Annotated in this window: 19 protein-coding genes; 12 read left to right on the top strand and 7 right to left on the bottom strand. The window is 66.8% G+C overall.

The window, feature by feature from the left end; all coding sequences use genetic code 11:
* The first annotated feature begins 50 nt into the window (after positions 1-50).
* The 3 genes from BoBH3_RS09120 to BoBH3_RS09110 all read left to right on the top strand — a co-directional run bounded on the left by BoBH3_RS09120 (position 51) and on the right by BoBH3_RS09110 (position 6,562).
* Positions 51-3,707, top strand: a complete 3,657-nt coding sequence (locus BoBH3_RS09120; protein ID WP_262330491.1) for a S8 family serine peptidase — start codon at positions 51-53, stop codon at positions 3,705-3,707.
* The gene (locus BoBH3_RS09115; protein WP_262330490.1) at positions 3,700-5,298 is read left to right on the top strand and encodes a ComEC/Rec2 family competence protein; all 1,599 of its coding nucleotides are present in this window, start codon (positions 3,700-3,702) and stop codon (positions 5,296-5,298) included. The genes BoBH3_RS09120 and BoBH3_RS09115 overlap by 8 nt, the downstream gene beginning before the upstream one ends.
* Before the next feature lie 139 nt (positions 5,299-5,437).
* On the top strand, positions 5,438-6,562 hold the full coding sequence (locus BoBH3_RS09110) for a zinc-dependent alcohol dehydrogenase family protein (protein ID WP_262330489.1): 1,125 nt from the start codon (positions 5,438-5,440) through the stop codon (positions 6,560-6,562).
* A 47-nt stretch (positions 6,563-6,609) separates the two neighbouring features.
* Here the strand turns inward: BoBH3_RS09110 and BoBH3_RS09105 are convergent, their stop codons facing one another.
* From BoBH3_RS09105 to BoBH3_RS09085, 5 genes are all read right to left on the bottom strand, one after another.
* Positions 6,610-7,311, bottom strand: a complete 702-nt coding sequence (locus BoBH3_RS09105; RefSeq protein WP_262330488.1) for an ABC transporter ATP-binding protein — start codon at positions 7,309-7,311, stop codon at positions 6,610-6,612.
* Positions 7,312-7,313: 2 nt separating this feature from the next.
* Positions 7,314-8,063, bottom strand: a complete 750-nt coding sequence (locus BoBH3_RS09100) for an ABC transporter ATP-binding protein (RefSeq protein ID WP_262330487.1) — start codon at positions 8,061-8,063, stop codon at positions 7,314-7,316.
* Positions 8,060-9,013: a branched-chain amino acid ABC transporter permease gene (locus tag BoBH3_RS09095; protein ID WP_262330486.1), complete on the bottom strand. Its 954-nt coding sequence runs from the start codon at positions 9,011-9,013 to the stop codon at positions 8,060-8,062. The genes BoBH3_RS09100 and BoBH3_RS09095 overlap by 4 nt, the downstream gene beginning before the upstream one ends.
* A complete protein-coding gene (locus BoBH3_RS09090; RefSeq protein WP_262330485.1) occupies positions 9,013-9,918 on the bottom strand; it encodes a branched-chain amino acid ABC transporter permease in 906 nt (301 codons plus the stop codon). The genes BoBH3_RS09095 and BoBH3_RS09090 overlap by 1 nt, the downstream gene beginning before the upstream one ends.
* Positions 9,919-10,122: 204 nt before the next feature.
* Positions 10,123-11,427, bottom strand: a complete 1,305-nt coding sequence (locus tag BoBH3_RS09085) for an ABC transporter substrate-binding protein (protein ID WP_262330484.1) — start codon at positions 11,425-11,427, stop codon at positions 10,123-10,125.
* A 238-nt stretch (positions 11,428-11,665) separates the two neighbouring features.
* On the opposite strand from BoBH3_RS09085, the gene BoBH3_RS09080 reads away from it, so the two are divergent.
* The 3 genes from BoBH3_RS09080 to BoBH3_RS09070 are packed head-to-tail and all read left to right on the top strand — an operon-like array spanning position 11,666 to position 14,834.
* On the top strand, positions 11,666-12,796 hold the full coding sequence (locus BoBH3_RS09080; RefSeq protein WP_262330483.1) for a CaiB/BaiF CoA transferase family protein: 1,131 nt from the start codon (positions 11,666-11,668) through the stop codon (positions 12,794-12,796).
* A 20-nt stretch (positions 12,797-12,816) separates the two neighbouring features.
* The gene (locus BoBH3_RS09075; RefSeq protein WP_262330482.1) at positions 12,817-13,974 is read left to right on the top strand and encodes an acyl-CoA dehydrogenase family protein; all 1,158 of its coding nucleotides are present in this window, start codon (positions 12,817-12,819) and stop codon (positions 13,972-13,974) included.
* Between the two features lie 14 nt (positions 13,975-13,988).
* Positions 13,989-14,834, top strand: a complete 846-nt coding sequence (locus BoBH3_RS09070; RefSeq protein WP_262330481.1) for an HTD2 family dehydratase — start codon at positions 13,989-13,991, stop codon at positions 14,832-14,834.
* 20 nt (positions 14,835-14,854) lie between these two features.
* Here BoBH3_RS09070 and BoBH3_RS09065 read toward each other — a convergent pair whose 3' ends face one another.
* Complete coding sequence (locus BoBH3_RS09065) at positions 14,855-15,817, bottom strand: LysR family transcriptional regulator (protein ID WP_262330480.1); 963 nt, start codon at positions 15,815-15,817, stop codon at positions 14,855-14,857.
* Positions 15,818-16,171: 354 nt separating this feature from the next.
* Between BoBH3_RS09065 and BoBH3_RS09060 the strand changes: the two genes are divergently transcribed.
* Entirely contained in the window at positions 16,172-17,152 is a 981-nt protein-coding gene (locus BoBH3_RS09060) for an MBL fold metallo-hydrolase (protein ID WP_410050589.1), read from the top strand.
* A 181-nt stretch (positions 17,153-17,333) separates the two neighbouring features.
* On the opposite strand, the gene BoBH3_RS09055 is transcribed toward BoBH3_RS09060, so the two are convergent.
* A complete protein-coding gene (locus BoBH3_RS09055) occupies positions 17,334-17,741 on the bottom strand; it encodes a hypothetical protein (protein ID WP_262330479.1) in 408 nt (135 codons plus the stop codon).
* A gap of 230 nt (positions 17,742-17,971) precedes the next feature.
* On the opposite strand from BoBH3_RS09055, the gene BoBH3_RS09050 reads away from it, so the two are divergent.
* The 5 genes from BoBH3_RS09050 to BoBH3_RS09030 all read left to right on the top strand — a co-directional run bounded on the left by BoBH3_RS09050 (position 17,972) and on the right by BoBH3_RS09030 (position 22,861).
* Entirely contained in the window at positions 17,972-18,415 is a 444-nt protein-coding gene (locus BoBH3_RS09050; protein WP_262330478.1) for a DUF2946 family protein, read from the top strand.
* Positions 18,416-18,642: 227 nt separating this feature from the next.
* Positions 18,643-19,758, top strand: a complete 1,116-nt coding sequence (locus BoBH3_RS09045) for an ABC transporter substrate-binding protein (RefSeq protein WP_262330477.1) — start codon at positions 18,643-18,645, stop codon at positions 19,756-19,758.
* 179 nt (positions 19,759-19,937) lie between these two features.
* Positions 19,938-20,942 (top strand): FecCD family ABC transporter permease, encoded by a 1,005-nt coding sequence (locus BoBH3_RS09040; RefSeq protein WP_262330476.1) that lies wholly within the window; start codon positions 19,938-19,940, stop codon positions 20,940-20,942.
* Positions 20,939-21,685 (top strand): ABC transporter ATP-binding protein, encoded by a 747-nt coding sequence (locus BoBH3_RS09035; RefSeq protein WP_262330475.1) that lies wholly within the window; start codon positions 20,939-20,941, stop codon positions 21,683-21,685. Before BoBH3_RS09040 ends, BoBH3_RS09035 begins: the two co-directional genes overlap by 4 nt.
* Positions 21,686-21,850: 165 nt before the next feature.
* Entirely contained in the window at positions 21,851-22,861 is a 1,011-nt protein-coding gene (locus tag BoBH3_RS09030) for a c-type cytochrome (RefSeq protein ID WP_262330474.1), read from the top strand.
* Positions 22,862-23,068: the final 207 nt, after the last annotated feature.

The following is a 23,068-nucleotide window of genomic DNA, read 5'->3' as shown; positions in this document are numbered from 1 at the left end:
AAATTTACTTTTGGTCACTCCGTAGCGTGCATTGCGGCGAGGAGAGCGTCATGGCTGGCTTGTTGGTCAAGGTGCGCGGGGACGGACGGGCCTTTGCCGCGCGGGCATCGAAGCGCCTTGGTGTCAGCAGCCTCGAGATCCAGCCGATCCTGAACGTGCCCGCCACGACCGAAGGCCCGGCGCTTGCGGGAGGCGGGTCTTCGACCTGGCTGAAGATCGGCGACAAGGCCTCCTCCGGGCATCTCTGGGACGATGCCCATGTGCTTCTCGGCGACGCCGACTACGCGGCGAAGGCGGGCGCGGACGGGATCGTGGCGATCGAGCCCGACATCGAGCAGAGCTGGCTCGCGGAGCGGCCAAGCGACGATGCGAAAGGCGCGGCGGGGCACGCCGCGGCCGCGGCCGAAATCTGCGCCTTCGACGACCAGGATGCGGGTGGCGGCAAGGCCAAGGGCCCTCGCCCGGCCTGGAACCTCGGCGATGATTTCAGCCACCTCAAGAGCGCGCGCGACAAGGTCGGCACCGCGCAGGCCAAGATCCGCATCGCCCATCTCGACACAGGCTACGATCCCGATCACGTCACGCGGCCGCGCCGGCTGCTCACGAACCTACAGGCGAATTTCGTAGCGGGCGGCGATCCCAACGATGCCGTCGACCGGATTCCGCCTGGAGAGTCCTTCTTCACGAACCGCGGACACGGCACCGGCACGCTCTCGCTGCTCGCCGGCAACCGGATCGAAAGGCCGCCCGGCTTCCCGCGCTTCTCGGATTTTCTCGGTGGAGCGCCGGAGGCCGAAATCATCCCGATCCGCATCGCCGACTGGGTGGTGCGCTTCACCACCGGTACGATCGTGCAGGGCATCGAGCATGCGCGCCGCAACGGCGCCCATGTGCTGTCGATGAGCATGGGCGGCCTGACCTCGCAGGCGCTGGCCGACGCGGTGAACCTTGCCTACGACAGCGGCGTAGTGCTCGTCACCGCTGGCGGCAACAACATCGCCTGGGTGCCGACGCCGAAGAGCATCGTCTATCCGGCTCGGCTCAAGCGCGTCATCGCCGCCTGCGGCCTTATGGCCGACGGACGCGCCTATGCCGGCCTCTCCGCCGGCACGATGCAGGGCAATTTCGGACCGGCCGAAAAAATGACCACCGCGATCGGCGCCTACACGCCGAATGTCCCCTGGGCGCAGATCGGCTGCGGAACGATCGTCGACATGGACGGCGCGGGCACCTCGGCCGCGACGCCGCAGGTCGCCGCCGCCGCGGCGCTGTGGCTGGCGCAGCACTGGAACCAGGTGAAAACCTATCCGCAGCCGTGGATGCGGGTCGAGGCGGTGCGCAAGGCGCTGTTCGGCTCCGCCGCCAAGAGCACGCCGCGCATGGATGCGGCCGAGACCTTCGAGAAGATCGGCCAGGGCATACTGAACGCAGAGGCAGCGCTCGCCATCCGGCCGGCTCCGGCCGGCGATCTGACAAAGCTGCCGCCCTCGGAGTCGAGCTTCCCATGGTTCGGCATGGTCTTCGGCCAGGGAGGTGTGGGGATCGCAGCCGCTGGAGCCGACGCGCGGCGGCGGGCAATGCTGGCTCTCGAACTCACCCAGATGGCGCAGCGCGTCGCCGCCGTGGAGGCGGCCATGCCCTCGCCCGAGCGTGATCCCGCCACCATCAGCGCGGCCGAGAAGAACCGCTACCTCGAAGCCGCGCTCGATGCCGGCAATCCGTCGCAGGCACTGCGAGCCGTTCTGGAAAGCCATCTCGGCCGCGCAGGGGCGCCAACATCGCCCACCGCGACCGCCCTGCCCCGGCGCATCCGCCGCAAGATCATCAAGCCCGGCCCGCCGCCGCGCCGGCTGCGCGTCTACGCGCTCGATCCCGGCATGGCGAAGCGGCTCGACACGCTGCCGGTCAACGAGACGGTGCTCAGCCTCCCCTGGGACGATCATCTCGAGGCGGGGCCGCATGCGCCGGGCCCGCTGAAGCCCGGCCCGGTCGGCGATTATCTCGAAGTGGTCGATGTCGACCCCGCCTCGGGCAAGGCCTATGAACCGGTCGATCTCAACGACCCGTGGCTGCTGGCCCAGAACGGCCTGCCGCCCTCGGAAGGCAATCCGCAGTTCCACCAGCAGATGGTCTATGCGGTGGCGATGAAGACCATCGGCGCCTTCGAGAAGGCGCTAGGGCGGCGCGCGCTCTGGGCGCCGCATCGGCCGCGCAAGGCCGACGGCAGCTATGACGACGCCACCCCGGTGCGGCGCCTGCGCATCTACCCGCACGCGTTGCGCGCGCCGAACGCCTATTACAGCCCGAACAAGGTGGCCCTGCTCTTCGGCTATTTCCCGGCGGATTCGACACAGAACGATGCGACTGCGCCCGGCAGCATGGTCTTCACCTGCCTGTCGAGCGACATCGTCTCGCATGAGATGTCGCATGCGTTGCTCGACGGGCTGCATCGCCGTTTTCAGGAGAACTCGAACCCCGATGTCGCCGCCTTCCATGAGGGCTTCGCCGATATCGTCGCAATCTTCCAGCATTTTTCCATCCCCGAACTCGTTCGCTTCGAGATCGGCCGCGCCCGCGGGCGCCTCGATGCAGCCACGCTGCTGGCCGGGCTTGCCGCGCAGTTCGGCGAAGGCAGCGGGATCGGCGGGGCACTGCGCGACTATCTCAGCGCGAAGACCCGTGCGCGCCGGTATGCGACGACGCTGGAGCCGCATGACCGCGGCGAAATCCTGGTCCTCGCCGTCTACGACGCCTTCCTCGCCATCGTGCAGCGCCGCACGGCCGATCTGATCCGCATCGCGACGGGCGGCACCGGCATCCTGCCCTCGGGCGCGATTCACCCCGATCTGGTCGAGCGGCTCGTCGGAGAGGCCTGCAAAGCGGCAGGCCATGTGCTGCGCATGTGCATCCGGGCCCTCGACTACTGCCCGGCCATGGACATCACCTTCGAGGAGTATCTGCGGGCGATCATCACGGCCGATGTCGATCTCGTTCCGGATGATCCTTACGGTTACCGCGTCGCCTTCATGGAGGCCTTCCGCGCCCGCGGCATCCCGATGCGCAGCGTGCGCACCGTCTCGACCGAGAGCCTGACCTGGAACACGCCGGAAACCAACGATCCCGCCTGGGTGGCGAAGGCCTTCGAGCGGATCGACTTCGCGCTGGAGCGGCGCGCGAGCCATGACGACATCGTCGCCGCCAATGAGCGCAACCGCTGGGCACTCTGGCGGGCGCTGGACGAGGCCTTCGCGGCGGCCCCCGAGTCTTGCCGCGACTTCGGACTGTTGCCGGACATGCCCCGATACGATGCGCGTGGCACGGTTGCGGGGCCGGCCAAGGGAGCGACGACCTTCGACGTCTTCAGCGTGCGCCCGGCACAGCGGACCGGACCGGACGGCTCCCTGCAGAAGACCATCGTCGCGGTCGTCCATCAGCGCCGCCCCATTCCTTTCGACGGGAAGGACGTGGCCAATGGCTTCTTCTGGTTCCGCGGCGGCGCGACGCTGATCCTCGACGCCAACACCGGCAAGGCGGAAATCCGCTACATCGTCGTCAAGAACGTCGACAGCGAAAGGCGCCTGGAGCTGCAGCGCCGCACCCTTGGCGAAAGCCATCTCTCCCCGCTGCGCACGCTCTATTTCGGCGGCATGGCCGGAGAGCCCTTCGCCCTGATGCATGCCGACCGCGGAGGGCACGACCATGGCTAGGACGCCGCGGACACCCGCCGAACCGAAGCCGCGTCGCCGGACAGCGCCGCGGCGCGGCACCAGCCCCGCCGCATCGCCAGAAGCGGACGCAGCACGAGCCACAGCCGCCTTCACCGTCCGGCACTATTGCCAGGGCATCGGCGACTGCCATCTGCTGCGCTTTCCGCGTGAGGATGGCGGCAGCTACTTCATGCTGATCGACTGCGGCGTCCATTCCGGCGTCTCGGGTGGTGCCGACAAGGTCCGCGAGATCGTCGCCGACATCGCCAGCGTGACGAAGCGCATCGACCTTCTGGTGGTGACCCACGAGCATTGGGACCATGTCTCCGGCTTCACCAGCGCCGCCGCAGCCTTTGGCGGCATCCATGTCGAGGATGTGTGGTTCGGCTGGACCGAGGACCCGGACGATCCGCTGGCGCGGGAACTCGACGAATACAAGGGCCAGGCGCTCGCGGCCCTGCAGGCGGCCAGCAGCCGGCTGGCGGGGCTGAGCGGCGGCGACGCCCATCTCGGCGCGCTCAGGCAGGGGCTCTCGCAGATTCTCGGCTTCTATTTCGGTGCGGCCGGCGACAATGTCCGCAAGGCCCGCAACGCCGCCCGCAGGCTGGCGAAGGGCAAGGTCTCGTATCAGCAGCCCGGCGCCGGCCCGCTCGCCCTGCCGGGCGTCGCCGGCATCAAGATTTATGTGCTCGGACCGCCGCGCGATGCCGCGGCGATCGGCCTGGAGGAACGGGCGAGCGAGCTGTACGGCCATGGGCTTGCCGGCGGACGCGGCATGGCGATGGCGAAGGCCCTGCTCGGCTGCGCAGGAGGCGCCGATGCTTTTGCCGAGGACGAGAGTTCGCCCTTCGACCCCGAATTCGGCAAGGCTCTCAGCGAAGTTCTGCCTCTCGCCGGAGGCTCAGCCGCGCCGAAGACCGCCGATCTGGCAGATGCCAGCTCGGCCGCCCTCGTCGAGCTGCTCCATGCCCATTACAGCGGGCCGGCGCTCGCACCTACGGCAGGCAAGGCGAAGGCGAAGCCGGCGGCGGCGGTCACCGTCGACCAATCCTGGCGGCGGATCGATGGTGACTGGCTCGGCCTCTCGGCCGACCTCGCCATGCGGCTCGACAAGGGTGTCAACAACACCAGCCTTGTCCTGGCGTTCGAATTCGGCAATCGCCGCATCGCGCTCTTCGTTGGCGATGCGCAGGTCGGCAACTGGTTGTCCTGGCATGACCTCAAATGGGAGGTGAACGGAACTGCCGTGACCGGCCCCGACCTGATGAAGCGCACCGTCTATCTGAAGGTCGGCCATCACGGCAGCCATAACGCCACCCTTAAGGCGAAGGGGCTGGAGCTGATGAACGATCCCGATCTGTCCGCCTTCATCCCCGTCAACGAGGCGGACGCGAAGAAGATCGGCTGGAGAGAGATGCCGTTCACCGACATCCTCGGCGCGCTGAAGCTCCGCGCCGGCGCCAGGGTCGTGCGTGCGGACGAGCCCTGGCTGGCGGATGGCGCCATTCCCCCTGCGCTGGCCCAAGGCGGCGGCTCTCTCCAGGCGGTCCGCTGCAAACCCAAGCTGTGGGTCGAGTTCGATATCCGATAAGGTCGGCGCCTGCGGCTCCGAGAAGTGAGCGCGAACCGGCTTATGGGCCGGATCACTATTCCGTCTTTGACACAGGCCGGCTTTTGCAGCCCGATGGCCTCGACAAGGCGCCCGAAGCGCCGACCGAGGAAATGCCTAGATGAAGATTCGTGCCGCCGTCCTGAACGCCAGCCCCGTCTCGGCGCCTTACGCGAAAAGCCGACCGCTCTCGATCGAAGAGGTCGATCTCGCTCCGCCGGGCCCCGGCGAGGTACTGGTCAGGGTGCGGGCGGCCGGCCTCTGCCATTCTGACCTCTCGGTCATCGACGGAAACCGCCCCCGCCCCGTGCCGATGGTGCTCGGTCATGAAGCAGCGGGCGAAGTTGTCGAGCCCGGCCCGGGCGTAAAGGACCTCAAGAAGGGCGACCGGGTCATCATGGTCTTCGTGCCGTCCTGCGGGCATTGCGCGCCCTGCGCTGAGGGGCGGCCCGCGCTCTGCGAGCCGGGCAACGCCGCCAATGGCATCGGAGAACTGCTCGGCGGCGGGCGCAGGCTGTCGGTCGGCGGCAAGCCCGTGCATCACCATGTCGGCGTCTCGGCCTTTGCCGAACACGCGGTGATCTCGCGCCATTCGCTGGTGAAGATCGAGGCCGACATCCCCCACGAAATCGCGGCGCTGTTCGGCTGCGCGGTGCTGACCGGCGTCGGCGCGGCGGTGAACACGGCCAAGGTCCGGGCCGGCGAGACGGTCGCGGTCGTCGGGCTCGGCGGCGTTGGCTTAAGCGCCCTGCTCGGCGCGGCCGCCTGCGGCGCGTCTCGCGTCATCGCCGTGGACCTCTCGGATGAGAAGCTCGCCGTCGCGCGCGAACTCGGCGCCACCGACACCTTCAACGCCGGCGATCCGGGCGTCGTCGATGCCATCCGGGCGGCCACCAAGGGTGGTGTCGACCACGGGCTGGAGATGGCCGGCTCGGTCAAGGCGCTCGATCTCGCCTACCAGATCACCCGCCGCGGCGGCACCACCACGACGGCCGGCCTCGCCAACCCGGCCCATACGCTGTCGCTCGCGCCAGTCCGCCTCGTCGGCGAAGAGAGAACCCTGAAGGGCTCCTATGTCGGCTCCTGCATCCCGGTGCGCGACATTCCCCGCTTCGTCGATCTCTACCAGCGCGGCAAGCTGCCGGTGGACAAGCTGATGACGAGCAGCAGCGGGCTCGACGGCATCAACGAAGGCTTCGACGCGCTGAACGAGGGCCGGACGATCCGGCACATCATCATGATGTGAGGGAGCGTCTCGCCCCGCCTCCGGCGCCATTCCACTCAAGCGGCGCGTCAGTGCATCCCCGCCGCCTCCAGCGAGCTCGCCGCCAGGCCGCCCGCCACTTCCGTCACCTCCCCGCGCTCGATCGCATAGGCGCGCTCGGCGAAGCTGCGCAGCAGGCTCGGGTTGGATTCGGTGATCAGCAGGGCGATGTCGGGATGGCTGTTGCGGAGTGCGCGGAGGGCGGCGGCGTAGCGCTGGGCCAGGACGGGCGCCAGCCCCTGGAACGGCTCATCGAGCAGGATGATGCGGGTGCCGACCATCAGCGCCCGCGCCAGAGCCGCCATCTTGCCCTGCCCGCCTGATAAGCCTGCCGCGGCGCGATGGCGCAGTTCCGCCAGCTCCGGCAACACCTGGTAGACCCCGTCGAGCCGGCGGGCGATCTCCGCAGCCGGCACCTTCATCACCTCTGCCGGCAGGCGGATGTTCTCCTCGATGGAGAAGCTCGAGAACAGGCGGCGGTCCTCCGGCGCATAGCCGATGCCGAGCCTTGGCCGCTCATAGGGCGGCAGGGGCAGGATCGGCCGGCCATCGAAAGCGATGCTGCCTGCCGTGACATGCATGAAGCCCATGATGGCGCGCAGCAAGCTGGTCTTGCCCGCGCCGTTGCGGCCGATCAGCGCGACGGTCGCGCCTTCGGCCAGCGCGAAATCCACGCCGCGCAGCACCCGGACGCCCTCGATCTCGGCGGAAAGCCCCTTGATCTCCAGCATGGCTAGACTCCCACCCCGATCACGGTCTGGCGAACCTCCGGATGGTTCAGGATCTCGTCAGGCGTGCCTTCGAGCGCGATCCGCCCGCCTGACCAGACGGCGACGCGGCCGGCATAGCGGGCGACCACGTCCATATCGTGCTCGACGAAGATCGCCGTGGTGGCGCGGGCATCCAGCGCACGGGTGAGCGTGTCCATGACCTGGAACTTCTCATGGCTGGAGACGCCCGAGGTCGGCTCGTCCATGAAGATGAGCTTCGGATCGAGCGCGAGCGCCACCGCGATGTCGATCAGCTTGCGCATGCCTTCGGGCAGCTCACGCACGGGCCGCTCCGCGGTCTCACGCAGGCCGACACTGTCGAGCAACGCGACCATCTCCTCGCGTTTCGGATGCCGGTCGAGGCGCTGGAAGGGCGACCATGTGCCTTCGCGCGCGCTGAGCGCCAGCAGCAGGTTCTCCATCACCGTATTGTCGGTGAAGAGCTGCGGGATCTGGAAGGAACGGCCGATGCCGCGCCGCGTGATCACGCGGGGAGAAAGCGCCGTCACATCCTGCCCGGCAAAGACGACGCGCCCCGATTGGGGCTTGAGATAGCCTGTGCAGAGATTGATGAAGGTGGTCTTGCCGGCGCCGTTGGGGCCAATGATGGCGATGCGCTCATTCGTGCGAACCTTCAGGCTCGCGCCATTGGCGGCCTGGACACCGCCGAAGCGCAATTCGAGATCATGCGCCTCCAGGATGAACTCGCTCATGGCGCGCCCTCCTTCGTCGCGGGGGTTCGTCTGCGGCCGGCAATGAGGCCATAGAGCCCGGTCGGCGCAAAGAAGATGATGATCAACAGCATGATGCCGAGCACTGCGTGCCAGGTCTCGGGCGCGTAGACCGCCGCATAGCCCCGGATGATCTGGAACATCAGCGCGCCGAGGAACGGCCCTGCGACACCGCCGACGCCGCCGAGAATGGCAATGAAGACGAACTCGCCGGAGCGCACCCAATAGGCCAGCTCCGGCGTGACATGGCCCGAGACCAGCGCGATGATCGCCCCGCCCAGCCCCGCCAGCAGGCCCGACAGCAGATAGGCGCCGTAGAGCACCTTGCGGCTCGATACGCCGAGATATTCCAGCCGGGTCTCGTTCGTCTTGATCGCCTCCAGCGCCTTGCCGCCGGGCGAGACCAGATAGCGCGCGACCGCCAGCGCCGCGACAACCGCCAGCGCCAGCGTGATGTAGAACATCCAGAACTCGAACGCCTCGCGCTCGAGCGTCATCCCGGCCAGCGTCGGGCGCGGCACGCGCTTGCCGTCGGCGCCGCCCGTCAGCGAGAACAGCTTCTCCAGCAGCGACCAGAACACCATCGAGATGGCGAGGTTAAGCATGCCGAAGAAGATCGCCCTGTAGCGCACGATGAACAGCCCGACCAACGCCGCAACCAGCCCAGAGGCGGCGGTGGCGATCGGCACCAGCAGCAGAACCTCATGGCCGAACTTCGCCGCCGCCATGAAGGCGACGACATAGGCAGAGAAGGCGAAGAACAGCCCATGCCCGAACGAGACCTGCCCCGCCCGCAGCAAGACCAGGATACCGAGCGCTGCCAGCCCCTCGCAGAGCGCGACCGTGAGGATGACCGTCGACCAGGGCGAAACCAGCGGGAAGACGACGAGCGCGACGAGCAGCAGCGCGCCGACGATAAGCTGCCGCGACATCAGACCTTCCTCGTCTGCAGCGTCGTGAACAGGCCTTCCGGCTTGATCAGCAGCACAGCGACCATGATCAGGTAGGGGATCAGCACGTCGAACTCCGGCGCGAAATAGACCGCCGCCGAGCGCCCGAGCCCGATCATCAGCGCCGCCACGGCCGCCCCCTCGATCCGCCCGAGCCCGGCTGTCGCGGCGACCGCGAAGGACAGCACGATCATGCCTGAGCCGATGCCCGGCGTCAGCGAGGTCGTGGCCGAGGACAATGCCCCGCCGAGCGCGGCCAGCGACGCGCCGATCATGAAGGTGAACAGGTAGACATGCGTGGCGTTGATGCCCATCGCCATGGCGGCCTCGCGATCCTGCGTCACGGCGACGATGGCGCGGCCGAAGGAGGTGCGGCGCAAAAACAGCCGCAAACCGATGAGCACGGCCAACGCGACCAGCGGAATCAGGATGAGCTGGTAGACCGTGTACTGAATGCCGAAAACCTCGACCGTGCCGAGCCAGTTCATCGGCGCGTTGGCGAAGAGCGGGCGGACGCCGAAGATCACCTTCTGCGCATCCTCCAGGATCATGAAGACGGCGAAGGTCACGAGGAGCTGAAGCACCTCCTCCTTGCCGTAGATCCGCCTGAGCAGCAGCGCCTCGACAGCACCGCCGACGACGACACCGACCAGGATCGCCGAGACCAGGAACAGCGGGAACGACAGCCAGGTCGGCAGGCCCATGCTGGCGGCGGCGAGCACCGCGCTCGCCGCGACATAGGCGCCGATCGCATAGAACGAGCCATGGGCGACGTTCAGCACACCGAGCACGCCGAAGATCAACGACAGCCCGACCGCGACCAGGAAGATCAGCGAGCCATAGGCGATGCCGTCGAGCGCGGCGAGGAAGAGCATTTCTGGAGGCATTCAAACGCCGTTTCGTGTCTTGCCGCTCGAAACACCGCCGTCATCCCGGCCGAAGCGAAGCGGAGCGCCGGGATCCATCGAAGGGCGCCGAGCTCTACGATGGATCCCGGGACGGCCTGCGGCCGCCCGGGATGACGAAGGAGGGTGAAACGAAATGTTGAGAGCAGACCTCGCCGCGCTCCAGCACAGCGAGGTCCACCCGCATCACTTCGAATAGTCGAAGGTCTCGATCGACTTGTCGTTGACCAGATCCGGCTTCACCTTGGCGAACCAGTCGAGCGACTTCTCGCCGACCGGCGTGGTCACCAGCTTGCCGGGATAGAGCGCCATCTTGTCGTAGACGGCGAAGGGGAACTCCGGCACGCGCTTGGTGGTGCCGAGCATCTGGTCCTCGAGGCCTTGATGGTCGGAGCGGATGGTGATCGTGCCCGTCAGCGACTTGAACTCCAGGCCCTCGAAGGCGGCGATGACCTGCTCCTTCGTCGGCCACTTGCCCCCGGCGGCGGCCCCTGCCTTCTCATACGCCTTCACCAGCCCGGTCACGGCCTGGTTCATATGGAAGGTCGGATAGATCGGATAGACGCCGGTCTTGTCCTTGTATTTCTTCACGAAGGCCTGCATTTCGGGCGAGTTCTTGTGCTTGGGATGCAGGAAGTAGTGATCTCCGCGTGAGCCGACGATCACGCCCTCCGGCAGCACGGCGCCGAGCCGCTCCAGCGAGCTTTCCGCCAGCGGCAGCACGAAGGTCGACTGCTTCAGGAGGCCGCGCGCAGCGGCCTGCTGGACGAAGGTGTCGAGGTCGCCGCCCCAGGAGGTCGAGATCACGACATCGGGCCGCAGCGCCGAGAGGCGCGTGATCTCGGTCGAGAAGTCCGGCGCGCCGAATTTCGGGAAGAGCTCGGCCACGACCTTGACGTCCGGCTTCAGCGCCTTGAGGCCAGCCTGCAGCAGCGCCCAGGATTCACGGCCCCAGGCATAGTCCTGGTTGACGACGGCGACCGTCTTGAAGTCCGGCTTGGTCTTCATCAGGTAGAGCAGCGTCGCCATCATCTCGGCGCCGGCATGGCCCTGGGTGCGGACCGAATACTTCCACTTGCCGTCCTCGAAGATGGTCTGCGTGCCGCAGTCCCACATCACGTTGACGACCTTCAGGTCCTCGGCGACGGGCGCGAGCGCGTTACACGAGCCGGACGAGATCGCCCCGAACATCACCTGCGCGCCCTGGTCCTGCACGACGCGGCGATATTCCGAGATCAGCTGGTTGGTGCCGGCGCCCTCATCGACATAAACGGGCTTAACCGGGACGCCGAGAATGCCGCCCTTGGCGTTGAGCTCCTCGAAGAACAGGTCGGCTGCGTTCTTGCCGGGAACGCCGAAGACCGAGGCTGGCCCGGACAGGAAGGTCGCGATGCCGACCACGAGTTCCTTCGGCTTGTCCTGCGCCTGCGCCGGCAGCGTCAGAAGCGCTCCCAATCCGAATGCGGCCGCAGCAAATCCCTTGATTGCCATCGTTCCTCTCCCTGGATTCCTCTGGAGCGCGCTCTTGGGCGGCGCGCTGCCTGGTCGCAGAGGGGTGCATGGGCCGGAAGTCAGGACAAGTAGGATAAAACGATGAGGGCCATAGCGATTACCTATGGAGGCGGCGGCGGCAGCCAGCATTTCGCTATGGCCGACATCGCAAAACCCTATTTGACTTCGAAGGCCGTTGGACGCCCCGTCTGCCACGATTGCCGACGGACATGGAACAATGACAGACGCCCTCGAAGGGATCCTGGTTGTAGCGCTCGAACAGGCCGTCGCCGTCCCGACCGCGACGTGCAAGCTGGCGGATGCCGGCGCCCGCGTGATCAAGCTGGAGCGCTCCGAGGGAGATTTCGCACGCGGCTACGACGACTATGCGAAGGGCCAGTCCTCCTATTTCGTCTGGCTCAACCGGGGCAAGGAGTCGTGCCGGGTCGATCTCAAGCAGGCCGATGACCGCGCCCTCGTCGAGGCCATGCTCGGCAAGGCCGACGTGTTCATCCAGAATCTCGCGCCCGGTGCGGCGACGCGGCTGGGCCTCGGCGCCGTCGAGCTGCGGACCCGCTACCCCCGGCTGATCACCTGCGATGTCTCGGGCTATGCCCCCGGCACCCCGCACCATCAGCGCAAGGCCTATGACCTGCTGGTGCAGGCCGAATCCGGGCTTGCCTCCATCACGGGCACGCAGGATTCCGGCCCCTCCCGTATCGGCGTCTCCATCGCCGACATCGCCACCGGCCAGGCAGCCTATGCGGCCATCCTCGAAGCGCTGCTGCGACGGGCGCGGACCGGCCAGGGTTCCGCCATCCAGCTCTCGCTTTTCGATACGCTGGGCGAACTGATGAACGTGCCCTACCTGACACGGCGCTATGGCGGCATCGAGCCCCCTCGCCTCGGCCTCGCACACCCCTCGATCGCACCCTATGGCGTCTTCGCGACGGCCAACGGCAACATACTGATCTCGATCCAGAGCGAGCGCGAATGGCAGATCCTGGCGCGCGAGGTTCTGGGCAGCCCGGCGCTGGCCGAGGATCCGCGCTTCGCGACCAATGTGCTGCGCGTGCGGCAACGCCACGTCGTGGATGCCGAGGTGCAGGCCCTGCTCGCGAGCAGGCCCTTCAACGAGGTTGCCGCTGCGCTCGACCGCTACGCGATCGCTTATGGCACGGTCTCCAGCGTCGGTGACCTCATCGACCACACGGCTGCCACGGCGCTCACCGTGGAAACGCCACTTGGTGACGTGGAGGTGCTGGCTCCGCCCGCCATCGTGGACGGCGAGCGGGTGCGTCCTCGCCCGGTGCCTTCCCTCGGCCAGCATGACGCGGCGCTACGCGCCGAATTCACCCCCGACCGCTGAACGAACAGCCGAAGAAACAGATGCAACACGCCTCAGATCATACCGAAATCCGCGACGCCGTCACCCGGCTCTGCTCCGACTTTCCCGGCGAATACTGGCGCGGGCTCGACCGCGAGATGGCGTATCCGACCGAGTTCGTCGCAGCCCTCACGCACAGCGGCTTCCTCTCCGCACTGATCCCGGAAGCCTATGGCGGGGCGGGCCTGTCGCTCTCGGCCGCAGCCGTCATCATGGAGGAGATCCAGCGGCAAGGCTGCAACGGTGCCGCCTGCCATGCCCAGATGTATGTGATGGGCACGGTGCTGCGGCATGGCAGCGAGGACCAGAAGCAACGCTATCTGCCGAAGATCGCCTCCGGCGAGTTGCGGCTGCAGGCTTTCGGCGTCACGGAGCCGACGAGCGGCACCGACACCACGAGCCTGCGCACGACGGCCAGGCGCGAGGGCGGGCACTACATCGTCAACGGCCAGAAGATCTGGACCAGCCGCGCCGCGCAATCCGACCTGATGCTGCTGCTGGCGCGGACCACACCCCGGGATCAAGTGCATAAGCGCACCGACGGTCTCTCGGTCTTCATCCTCGACATGCGCGAAGCGCTCAAGGCGGGCCTCACCATCCGGCCGATCCGCACGATGATGAACCATGCCACCACCGAGGTCTTCTTCGACAATGTGAAGGTTCCGGCCGAGAACCTTGTGGGCGAAGAGGGAAAAGGCTTCCGCTACATACTCTCGGGCATGAATGCGGAGCGCATCCTGATTGCGGCCGAATGCGTCGGCGACGCAAAATGGTTCATCGAGAAGGCTGCGGGTTACGCGAAGGAGCGGCAGGTCTTCGGCCGGCCAATCGGCCAGAACCAGGGCATCCAGTTCCCGATCGCGAAGGCCTACGCCAACATGCGGGCAGCCGAACTGATGGTGCGCGAAGCGATCCGGCTCTACGAGGCCGGCGAGAACCCCGGAGCGGAAGCCAATATGGCCAAGATGCTGGCGGCCGACGCCTCCTTCGAGGCGGCCAATGCCTGCGTCCAGACGCATGGCGGTTTCGGTTTCGCCGAGGAATACGACATCGAACGGAAATTCCGCGAGACGCGGCTCTACCAGGTGGCCCCGATCTCGACGAACCTGATCCTGTCGTACCTCGCAGAGCATGTCCTCGGCATGCCGCGCTCTTATTGAAGCTGGGCCGCGCCATGGACATCGACCATCTCAGAAGCTGGATCGGCCGGACCCAGGAGGCTTCCGACCTCGTCACGCCGCGCCTGATCGAGAGCTTCACAGCCACTTTCGCTCCCCATCTCGCGCCCGGCGCCGCTGGCGATGCTCCCCTCGCCCTGCATTGGTGCCTTGCGCCGCCGATCGCGCCTATGGCTGCGCTCGGTCAGGACGGCCACCCGGCCAAGGGCGATTTCCTGCCGCCCGTGCCGTTGCCGCGGCGAATGTGGGCCGGCGGCAGCATCGAGACGCTCGCGCCGCTGCGCGAAGGTGACCTCGTCACGCGCCGCTCGCGCATCGGAAACGTCACCGCCAAGGATGGCCGCACCGGCCCTCTCTGCTTCGTCGCCGTCGAGCACGAGATCACGACCGCGCGCGGGCTCAACCTGCGCGAGCGCCACGACATCGTCTATCGCGAGGCCTCCTCGCAGAATGCCGCGCCCGCGCGTGCGCCGGCACCTGCCGAGCCCGCCCCGGCCGATCTCGCCTGGGAGGTCGAGGCCAGCCCGGTGCTGCTGTTCCGCTATTCGGCGCTGACCTTCAACGGCCACCGCATCCATTACGACCTGCCCTATGTCACCAGCGAGGAAGGCTATGCCGGGCTTGTCGTGCACGGCCCGATCCAGGCCACGCTGATGCTGAACATCGCGGCGGTGCTGTCCGGACGCTCGACGCTGAAGCTCGACTACCGTGGCCTGAACCCGCTGATCGCGGGCGGCTCATTCACCGTGAAGGCCCAGCGGCAGGGCGACGGAACGATCCGGACCTGGACCGAAGGCAGCGACGGCAGGGTTCGCATGGAAGGCACAGCCCGCATCGCCTGAGCGGGCCTCCTTGGCGAAGGCTAGCCGTAGAGCTTCGGCGGGCCGCCATCCTCGCCGAGTGTCGCGATCCAGGTCTCGTCCACAACGAGGCCGCGCAGGATCTCCCACGAAAGCTGGCCGATGGCGCGGGCAGCCGTCGGCATCGGCCGCTCCGTCGAATAGGCGAGATAGACCTTGCGATGAAGCGAGGGCCGCTCGATCCGCCAGGTCTGGAAGACGCCCGCCTTTTCCTGCACCGCGACAGCCATGCGCGGTAGAATGCTGTAGCCGAAGCCCCGCTCCACCAGCCGCTTGATCTGACTGTAGGATTCGATCTCGATCGCCGGCTGGAGCGTGGCTCCGGCCCCACTCGCAGCTTCGTCGATCTGGTCTCGCAGGCCGTGGCCGGGGCCGGGCAGGATCAGGTCGAGCGCGGCAGCCACGGCAAGCGGAGCCGAACGCCCTGCCAGCGCGGGCTGATGCGCGGCGCCCGCCGCCGAGAAGAGGCAGAGTTCCTCGGTGAGGACGTGGTGGATGCCGAGCCCCTTCGGGTCCGAGGTCGAGTAGATCATGGCGAGGTCGACATCGCCGCGCCTCAGCCAGTCCAGCACGAAACCGCTCATCGCCTCGGCGATGCGGATCCGGATGGCGGGATAGCGCTCCCGCGCGGCCTGGATCAGCGCCACGCTGAACTGCTCGCTGACGGTGCCGGGCAGGCCGATCCGCACTTCCCCGGCGGGCTGCTCGGCCTCGCCGCGGACCTGCTCGCGCAAGGCGGCGAACTCGGCCAGGATCGAATGCGCGCGGGTCAGGAGGCGTTCGCCGGCCTCGGTCGGCTGGACGCCGCGCGTGCCGCGATGCAGCAGCGCGACCCCGAGCTCGTCCTCCATGTGGCGCAGATGCTGGCTCAGCGCCGGCTGCGCCACGCGCAGCTTCGTTGCGGCCTTCGAAAAGGAGCCCTGCTCGACGATGGCGGCAAAATAGCGGAGCTGACGTAGATCCATCGCCCTCTTCGTCTCGCAGTGGTCGCGCTCGATGCCCCGCTGAATAGCGGGCCGGAAAGGCAATGGCCAGCGCGCCCGCCGCCGGTTCGGCCTCTGGCTCGAGGGCTCGCTCGGCCCGCCAGCTTACCATGCCAGCCGCAGCTTTGCGTTATGGAGGCTAGATCGAACGGATATTGGTCCGGACGTAGGGGCAGGTGCATCCTCCGCCGCGGTGGCACGGCAGAGCCGGAACGGCCAACCCCGTCCACCTCCGAAGCGCCGACGGCTTAGAGCACGCGCACGCGTTCTCTATCAAGAATCGAGAGCCGGGAGCCAGACCGTACAGGAGGAAATGCCGTGTCCAATGACAAGTTCATTCCGCCATCCGCGAGTCGACGCGGCTTTCTCGGTTCGGCTGCGGCACTGGCCGCAGGAGCCATGCTGCCGATCGGCGGCCCCGCCCTTGCCAAGGCGCCGCTCTCGAAGACGCAACCGGCCTATTTCTACCGGTTCATGTTAGGCACCGCCGAGGTCACGGTGGTGTCGGACGGGCCGCTGCCGCTCGGCGATCCAGGCGCGAGCTTCCTCGGCGTGCCGAAGGAAACCGTCTACGGCATGCTCGAGACCAACTTCCTGCCCAAGGAGAACGTGGTCCTCGAGCAGAACATCCCGATCGTGAACTTCGGCGACCGGCTTGTGATGTTCGACACCGGCATGGGGTTTTCCAAGGCGTTCGGCCCGACGACCGGCCGGCTGTTGAAGAGCATGGAGGAGGCCGGCATCAAGCCGGAGGATGTCGACGACATCGTCTGCAGCCACGCCCATATCGACCATATCGGCGGCATCTGCACCGCGGAGGGCAAGCCGCTCTTTCCCAATGCACGCATCCACATCAGCCAGATCGATTTCGATTTCTGGACTGACGAGGGCAAGATGAACTCGCCGCTGAAGGCGTTTATCGTGCATGCGCGCGCCAATCTCCTGCCGGTGCGCGACCGCCTCGTCTTCTTCAAGGACCAGCAGGAGTTCCTGCCGGGCGTCCAGGCGCTCGCAGCGCCGGGCCACACGGCGGGCCACCACATCTTCAAGGTGGCATCCGGCGGCAAGTCCTTCGCCTTCCTCGGCGACCTGACGCATCACGCCGTCCTGCTGACCGAGAATCCGCGCCTCGAATTCGCCTATGACAGCGATCCGAAGCAGGCCGTGCAATCCCGCGTCCGGCTTCTGACGATGCTGACCGAGGAGAAGATGCCGGTGATGTCCTATCACTTCGCCTGGCCAGGTTTCGGCAATCTGGTCAAAGCGGGCGACGGCTTCCGCTATCTTCCCGCACCGATGCAACTAGTGCCGGCCTGAACGGCGCACGCCTCGCGCTGCGGCGCCAAAACGGCATCCCGGCGCCGCCGGGATGCTCCTTCGGCGGCCTCGCCGCCCGAGCCAGTTCTCTGGGTCAGGATCGTGAAATGCTGAGCGCCTTCAAGACCTTCGAGGCGAATCGTTCGCTGCAACATCATTGCAGTCGACAGAGTGCGACCGGTTATCGGCTGCACCTGTTGTAGGTCGTGGTGATCTCGGGGAAAGCGGGATCGAACCGAACCAGTTTGTCGGGTCCCTCGAAGCGGACCGACACAGTCATCTTGTCGAACATGATCTGGCTCTGGCAGCCGAGCAGCAACGTCAGCACGTCGCCCTGCTGTTTCGACGATTTGAGGTCGCAGGTCGCCCGCGGCCCACGCATCTGCTTTCCGCTCACGATGAGGCCCGCAGCTCCGTCCATTGAGTTGCGTTTGAATGCGGGGCGCCCATTGCGATTGGTGAACACGTCCCCGCAGGAGGCCAAGTCGACCGCCCAGGTCCCACTCAGGCGATCATCGGCGCGCGCGGAATCGAGCGGCGCCGACATCGCGACGAGGAAGGCCGCCAGCAGGTATCGTTCGAGCCGCATTATCTTATCCTCAATCGAGCCAGGGCATGACGCCCCGCGACCATGACACTCTTCAATCGATCAGCTTGGCAAGGAAGCCATAGTGGTACCGTAACGGCAACACCCGTCGTTTGCGATCCTTGTCGCTGTCAGCCGACGTCCCGCTCTGACGCATGTCGCATGTCAGGGGCTCCGTTTCTTGGAGCGGCCCCGACATTCTTTACGCAAGGCACCGAGTTTGCGCTGGCGCATTGACGCTCCACAGCAAGGTGCTATCGCTGACGCAAGGAGTGCAGCACTTGCTCTTTTGTCGCCACGGAACCGGAAGACGTCGATGGGTCGCCCTTGCGGCCGCCTATCTGCTCGTGCTTCAGGCAATCCTGACCGGCATGGCCTCGGGCGCGCATGCCGCCAACGCCGCGTTGGCGCAGAGCCTCGGCATGACGCTCTGTTCTCCGCTGGCGTCGCATGACGGGGCTTCCCGTCCGGATGCGGGTCAACCCGACCTGACCGATCATTGCCGGACGGTCTGCGCCCTCGCATCGACAAGTCTCATCCCGATTTCGGGCGAACACGCGCCGATCGTTTATCGCGACGTCGACCGCGTCGCCTTCGCGCGCCAACTCGACACGCCACAGGGCTATGTCGGCGGCCGTTCTCCCGCCAATCCTCGAGCGCCGCCGTCCCTCAGCTGACGCCGCCACGCGCCGCACGGCTGCGTGGCCGGGGTATCGAGGATGGCATGATCTGCGATGCGCAATGGAGCGGCATCGACGATATCAGCCGCAGCCCGCCTGAGCCGGATCGGTCGCCGCGTCATCGCGTGCCGCCGCACTCTCCCCGGCCTGCGCGCTCCCCCGCTGCCCCCTGACCGAACGGCGCCACGTCACACGAGCGCCACCGCCGTCACGAGGACATCGACATGCTCAACAGGATCAAATCCCTTTTCTACGCCCTGGCACTGGCCGGGTGCTCCGCCGCAGCGCTTGCTGCCCCGACCGAAGTCACCGACGCTCTCGGGCGCAAGGTCACGGTCGAGTTGCCGATCAGGCGGGTGGCGCTCAACTTCAACTTCGAGGAGTTCACCGCGGTCGCCGGCGTCGAGGGCTGGCAGAAGGTGGTCGGGATCTCCCGCGCGCCATGGGAAGGCTGGCGCCCCCTGATCTTCAACCGCTACAAGGCCGCGATCCCCAACCTCGCCGGCATGCCGGATATCGGACATAGCGACGACGGCAGCTTCAGCGCCGAGAAGGTGATCAGCCTCAAGCCGGATGTCCTCCTGCTGTCCGAATGGGCCTTCAAGGCGCTCGGGACCCAGGTCGGGCAGATCGAAGGCGCCGGCATCCCCATCGTCATCATCGACTACAACGCGCAGCTGCTGGAGCGCCATCTCGCCTCGACCCGCGCGCTCGGCAAGGTGATGGGCCGCGAGGCGCGCGCCGAGGAACTCGCGACGCTCTACGAGCACCAGTACCGCGATATCCTCGCGCGGGTGGAAAAGGCCAAGACGGCCGGTGCGCCGACCAGGAAGGTCTATGTCGAGCTGGGCCAGGCCGGCGCCGACACGATCGGCAACACCTACAACAACACGATGTGGGGCAAGATCATCACCACGCTCGGCGCCAGCAACATCGCGAACGGCAAGATCCCGGGGCCATGGGGACCGCTGAACGGCGAGGCGGTGATCGCGGAGAACCCCGACGTCATCCTGATGGCGTCCTCCTCCTGGCTCGGGAGGGCCAAGGCCGTCCGCACCGGCTACGATGTCACGCCCGAGGAAACCCGAGCGAGCCTCAGACCCTATGCCGCGCGCCCCGGCTGGGACAACCTCAAGGCGATCAACGCCGGCGAGATCAGCGCGATCGAGCATGGCCTGTGCCGCACGCTCTATGACTTCGTCGCGATGCAGTACATCGCCAAGCGGCTCTATCCGGAAGCCTTCGCGGATGTCGATCCGGTTGCGAGCCTCAGGGCCTATCACGACAAGTACCTGCCCATCGCCTTCAGCGGCACCTGGATGCTGCCGATCAAGCCTTGACCCGCGGACACAGGAGCCGCTCGATGTCCGCCAGTTCCATGCATTGCCCCACCCGCACGCCATTCCCGGTTGCGTCGGTCCCATCCCCTCCGCCCCGATGCGAGGGGGCCTCGGCGACGCGGACCTCCCTCCCGGGTGAAGGCTCCCGCCATGGCGACATAGCCCGCCTTCATGCCGCGATGGCGCGGCGCCGCGCCGTCGTGCTCGTGTTCGGCGCAGCATGCGCCCTGATCAGCCTCATTCTGGATATAGCGACCGGGCCGGCGCTCCTGCCCGTTCGCGCCGTCGCCAATTCGGTCTTCGGCCTGGCCCAGGACCGCATGGTCGACGCGATCGTCTGGTCGATCCGGCTGCCGACGGCCCTCGTGGCCCTCGTCGTCGGCGCAGCGCTGGGGCTCTCAGGCGCGATCATGCAGACCATCCTCAACAATCCGCTGGCCTCCAGCTACACGCTCGGTGTCTCCGCGGGGGCCGGTTTCGGCGCGGCACTGGTCATCGTGCTCGGCGTCATGATCCCGGTCCCGGAAGCCTATGCCATTCCGCTGATGGCATTCCTCTTCGCTTGCCTGGCCTGCGCCGGGGTCTACGGCATCGGGTCGACACGGGACTCGTCACCGGAGACCCTGCTGCTGGCCGGCATCGCGCTGCTCTTCCTGTTCCAGGCCCTGCTGGCGCTGCTCCAGTTCGTGGCCTCGCCGGAGGCGCTCCAGCAGATTGTCTTCTGGCTGTTCGGCAGTCTGCAGAAGGCGAGCTGGAGCAAGTTCTGGATCATCGGTGCAGTGCTGCTTGCCTGCATCCCCTGGCTCGTTGCCGACGCCTGGCGGCTGACGGCGTTGAAACTGGGCGACGAACGGGCACGAGGGCTCGGTGTCGATGTCCGGCGCCTCCGGCTGCGCTCGTTTGCGCTGATCTCCGCGCTGACCGGGGTGGCCGTCGCATTCGTCGGAACGATCGGCTTCGTCGGGCTGGTGGCGCCGCATATCGCCCGCATGCTGGTCGGCGAGGATCAGCGCAGCTTCCTGCCGGCCTCTGCGCTTTACGGAGCGCTGCTGCTGTCGGTGGCCTCGATCGCGAGCAAGACGGTGTTGCCCGGCGCCATCGTCCCGATCGGCATCGTCACCTCGCTCGTCGGGGTTCCCTTCTTCATCTGGCTGATCATGCGCAACCGGAGGGCCTTCTGGTGAAAGTGTCCGTAAGCGATCTGAGTGTACGCTACGGCGCGACCGAAGTGATCCCGGAGCTCGACCTGGTTGCCGAAACGGGAGAAATCCTCGCAGTGATCGGCCCCAACGGCTCGGGCAAATCTTCGCTGATCAAGGCGATCGCCGGGGTGATCCCGCATGGCGGCACCATCGCGTTCGACGGCTCGTGGCGGCAGGCCGACCGCATCGGCTACATGCCGCAGGACATTGGCGGGCGCGCTGCGCTGACCGTCCTTGAAACGGTGTTGCTGGGGCGCCTGGGCCGGCTCGGCCTGCGCGTGGGTGCGGCCGACCTCGATGCGGTCGAGGCCGGTCTGCGCGAGCTCGGCCTCCTGGCTCTCGCCTCCCGCTATCTGGGGGAATTGAGCGGAGGCCAGCGTCAGCTGGTGTTTCTGGCCCAGGCCCTTGCTTCGAAACCGGCACTGTTGCTGCTCGACGAGCCGATCAGCGCTCTGGACATACGCCACCAGCTCGAAGTGATGGAGGTGGTGGCGCGCGCGACCCGCGAACGAGGCCTGACGACGATTGTCGTGCTGCATGATCTTAACATCGCCGCTCGATTTGCCGATGCGGTCGCCGTGATGCAGCGCGGACGCCTCGTCTGTCACGGCACGCCCGAAACAATGATCGAGCCGGCGACGGTCGCGCGGGTCTTCGAAGTCCACGCCGCCATGTATACGGCTCCCGATGGCAAGCCCGCCATAACTCCGCTCAGAGCGTTGTGACAGGTTGAGGTCGCACTCGGTTTGAGACATCCGCATTTCGCGGCACTTTTTTACGTTGGCGTTGCGACGAACCCAGCCGTCGATACCTCTCATTGGATCGATCGTGTACGATCCGCTTGGCGATATCCCGGTGCGAATCTGGGCTCGGATCGTCACAGGGAGATCATGGTGGACCTGGTCAGAGCAGCTCTCAATATTGTCGGCGTCCCCCTGATCGCCGCGACCGCGATCATCGGGACGGTGGGCGCATTTGCCCAGTCTCCTCAGAAGATGACCGAGTGGACCATCCCGGACGTGGCCGCGCTGTCCGACAGCGCGTCGGATCAGCTCATCAAGAAGGGGCGTGATCTCATCGTCGCGACCCCTTCGCTGATCGGGCCGAACGTCGGGAACCCGGACCGACGCTACAGCGGGAACAACCTGTCATGCAGCAATTGTCACCTCTCGGCGGGCACCCGGAAATTCGGCTTGCCGCTGTTCGGCCTGGCTGATCTGTTTCCGCAGTACAGCAGCCGGACGGGCGGGCCGATCTCCATCGAGGATCGCCTGAACTCCTGCATGACGCGCAGCATGAACGGCCGCGCCCTGCCCGACGATGCGCCCGAAATGCGGGCTCTGGTCGCTTATGTCGACTTCCTGTCCCGCAATGTTGCGAAGGGTGAGACGCTGCCGGGCCTCGGAGCCGGTTCGATGCCCGAATTGTCCCGCGCAGCCGATCCGGCGCGGGGCCAAGGCGTCTTTCAGAAGGTGTGCGCCGCCTGCCATGGCACGGATGGTTTGGGCGTGCGGCGAAATCTGCAGACCAGTGACTTCGGCTATATGGTCCCGCCCTTGTGGGGCAACGACAGCTTCAACAATGGAGCCGGGATGGCCCGCTTGAGCGTGGCGGCGAACTTCATCCACTTCAACATGCCCCACGGCACCGACTTCACCGACCCGCAGCTTTCCGTCGAGGACGCGTGGGATGTCGCCGCCTACATGCTTTCGCATCCTCGGCCGGTCAAAGCGGGGCTGGAGAAGGATTTCCCTGACCTGCTCTCGAAGCCGGTCGATACCGCCTACGGCCCTTATGCCGATGGCTTCAGCGCGGATCAGCATCGCTACGGGCCATTCGGGCCGATACGCGGCGCGATCGCCAAGCTGAAGCAAAACGCCGCGCCGACCTCGCGGCGATAGCAGCGGACTGGCCAGAATCTGCCGGTCCGGGACGACGGCCAGGCATTGCTCGGCGCAGGCACCGTGCGCCGGACCGGCGCCACGAAATTCTGCTGCATCGCATCAAAAAGACGGCGGCGCCCTTTCGGGCGCCGCCTGATATCGAGAATCCAGCTTCGCCGAGGCTCAGGCGGCTCTGGCCACGCTGCGCCCGCCCGTCGCCTCGCG

Origin of the sequence: Allobosea sp. BH3, assembly GCF_025499465.1 — a bacterium.
Taxonomy (GTDB): Bacteria; Pseudomonadota; Alphaproteobacteria; order Rhizobiales; family Beijerinckiaceae; genus Allobosea.
Note: the sequence above shows the minus strand (reverse complement) of the source record. Positions and strands in the feature narration are given on the sequence as shown.

Excerpts from the sequence above, each read along its gene's own strand:
- BoBH3_RS09070 (WP_262330481.1), top strand. The coding sequence starts at position 13,989 with ATGGACATCGACCATCTCAGAAGCTGGATCGGCCGGACCCAGGAGGCT.
- BoBH3_RS09110 (WP_262330489.1), top strand. The coding sequence starts at position 5,438 with ATGAAGATTCGTGCCGCCGTCCTGAACGCCAGCCCCGTCTCGGCGCCT.
- BoBH3_RS09065 (WP_262330480.1), bottom strand. The coding sequence starts at position 15,817 with ATGGATCTACGTCAGCTCCGCTATTTTGCCGCCATCGTCGAGCAGGGC.
- BoBH3_RS09090 (WP_262330485.1), bottom strand. The coding sequence starts at position 9,918 with ATGCCTCCAGAAATGCTCTTCCTCGCCGCGCTCGACGGCATCGCCTAT.
- BoBH3_RS09120 (WP_262330491.1), top strand. The coding sequence starts at position 51 with ATGGCTGGCTTGTTGGTCAAGGTGCGCGGGGACGGACGGGCCTTTGCC.
- BoBH3_RS09055 (WP_262330479.1), bottom strand. The coding sequence starts at position 17,741 with ATGCGGCTCGAACGATACCTGCTGGCGGCCTTCCTCGTCGCGATGTCG.
- BoBH3_RS09040 (WP_262330476.1), top strand. The coding sequence starts at position 19,938 with ATGGCGCGGCGCCGCGCCGTCGTGCTCGTGTTCGGCGCAGCATGCGCC.
- BoBH3_RS09045 (WP_262330477.1), top strand. The coding sequence starts at position 18,643 with ATGCTCAACAGGATCAAATCCCTTTTCTACGCCCTGGCACTGGCCGGG.
- BoBH3_RS09030 (WP_262330474.1), top strand. The coding sequence starts at position 21,851 with ATGGTGGACCTGGTCAGAGCAGCTCTCAATATTGTCGGCGTCCCCCTG.
- BoBH3_RS09075 (WP_262330482.1), top strand. The coding sequence starts at position 12,817 with ATGCAACACGCCTCAGATCATACCGAAATCCGCGACGCCGTCACCCGG.
- BoBH3_RS09095 (WP_262330486.1), bottom strand. The coding sequence starts at position 9,013 with ATGTCGCGGCAGCTTATCGTCGGCGCGCTGCTGCTCGTCGCGCTCGTC.
- BoBH3_RS09080 (WP_262330483.1), top strand. The coding sequence starts at position 11,666 with ATGACAGACGCCCTCGAAGGGATCCTGGTTGTAGCGCTCGAACAGGCC.
- BoBH3_RS09115 (WP_262330490.1), top strand. The coding sequence starts at position 3,700 with ATGGCTAGGACGCCGCGGACACCCGCCGAACCGAAGCCGCGTCGCCGG.
- BoBH3_RS09085 (WP_262330484.1), bottom strand. The coding sequence starts at position 11,427 with ATGGCAATCAAGGGATTTGCTGCGGCCGCATTCGGATTGGGAGCGCTT.
- BoBH3_RS09105 (WP_262330488.1), bottom strand. The coding sequence starts at position 7,311 with ATGCTGGAGATCAAGGGGCTTTCCGCCGAGATCGAGGGCGTCCGGGTG.
- BoBH3_RS09100 (WP_262330487.1), bottom strand. The coding sequence starts at position 8,063 with ATGAGCGAGTTCATCCTGGAGGCGCATGATCTCGAATTGCGCTTCGGC.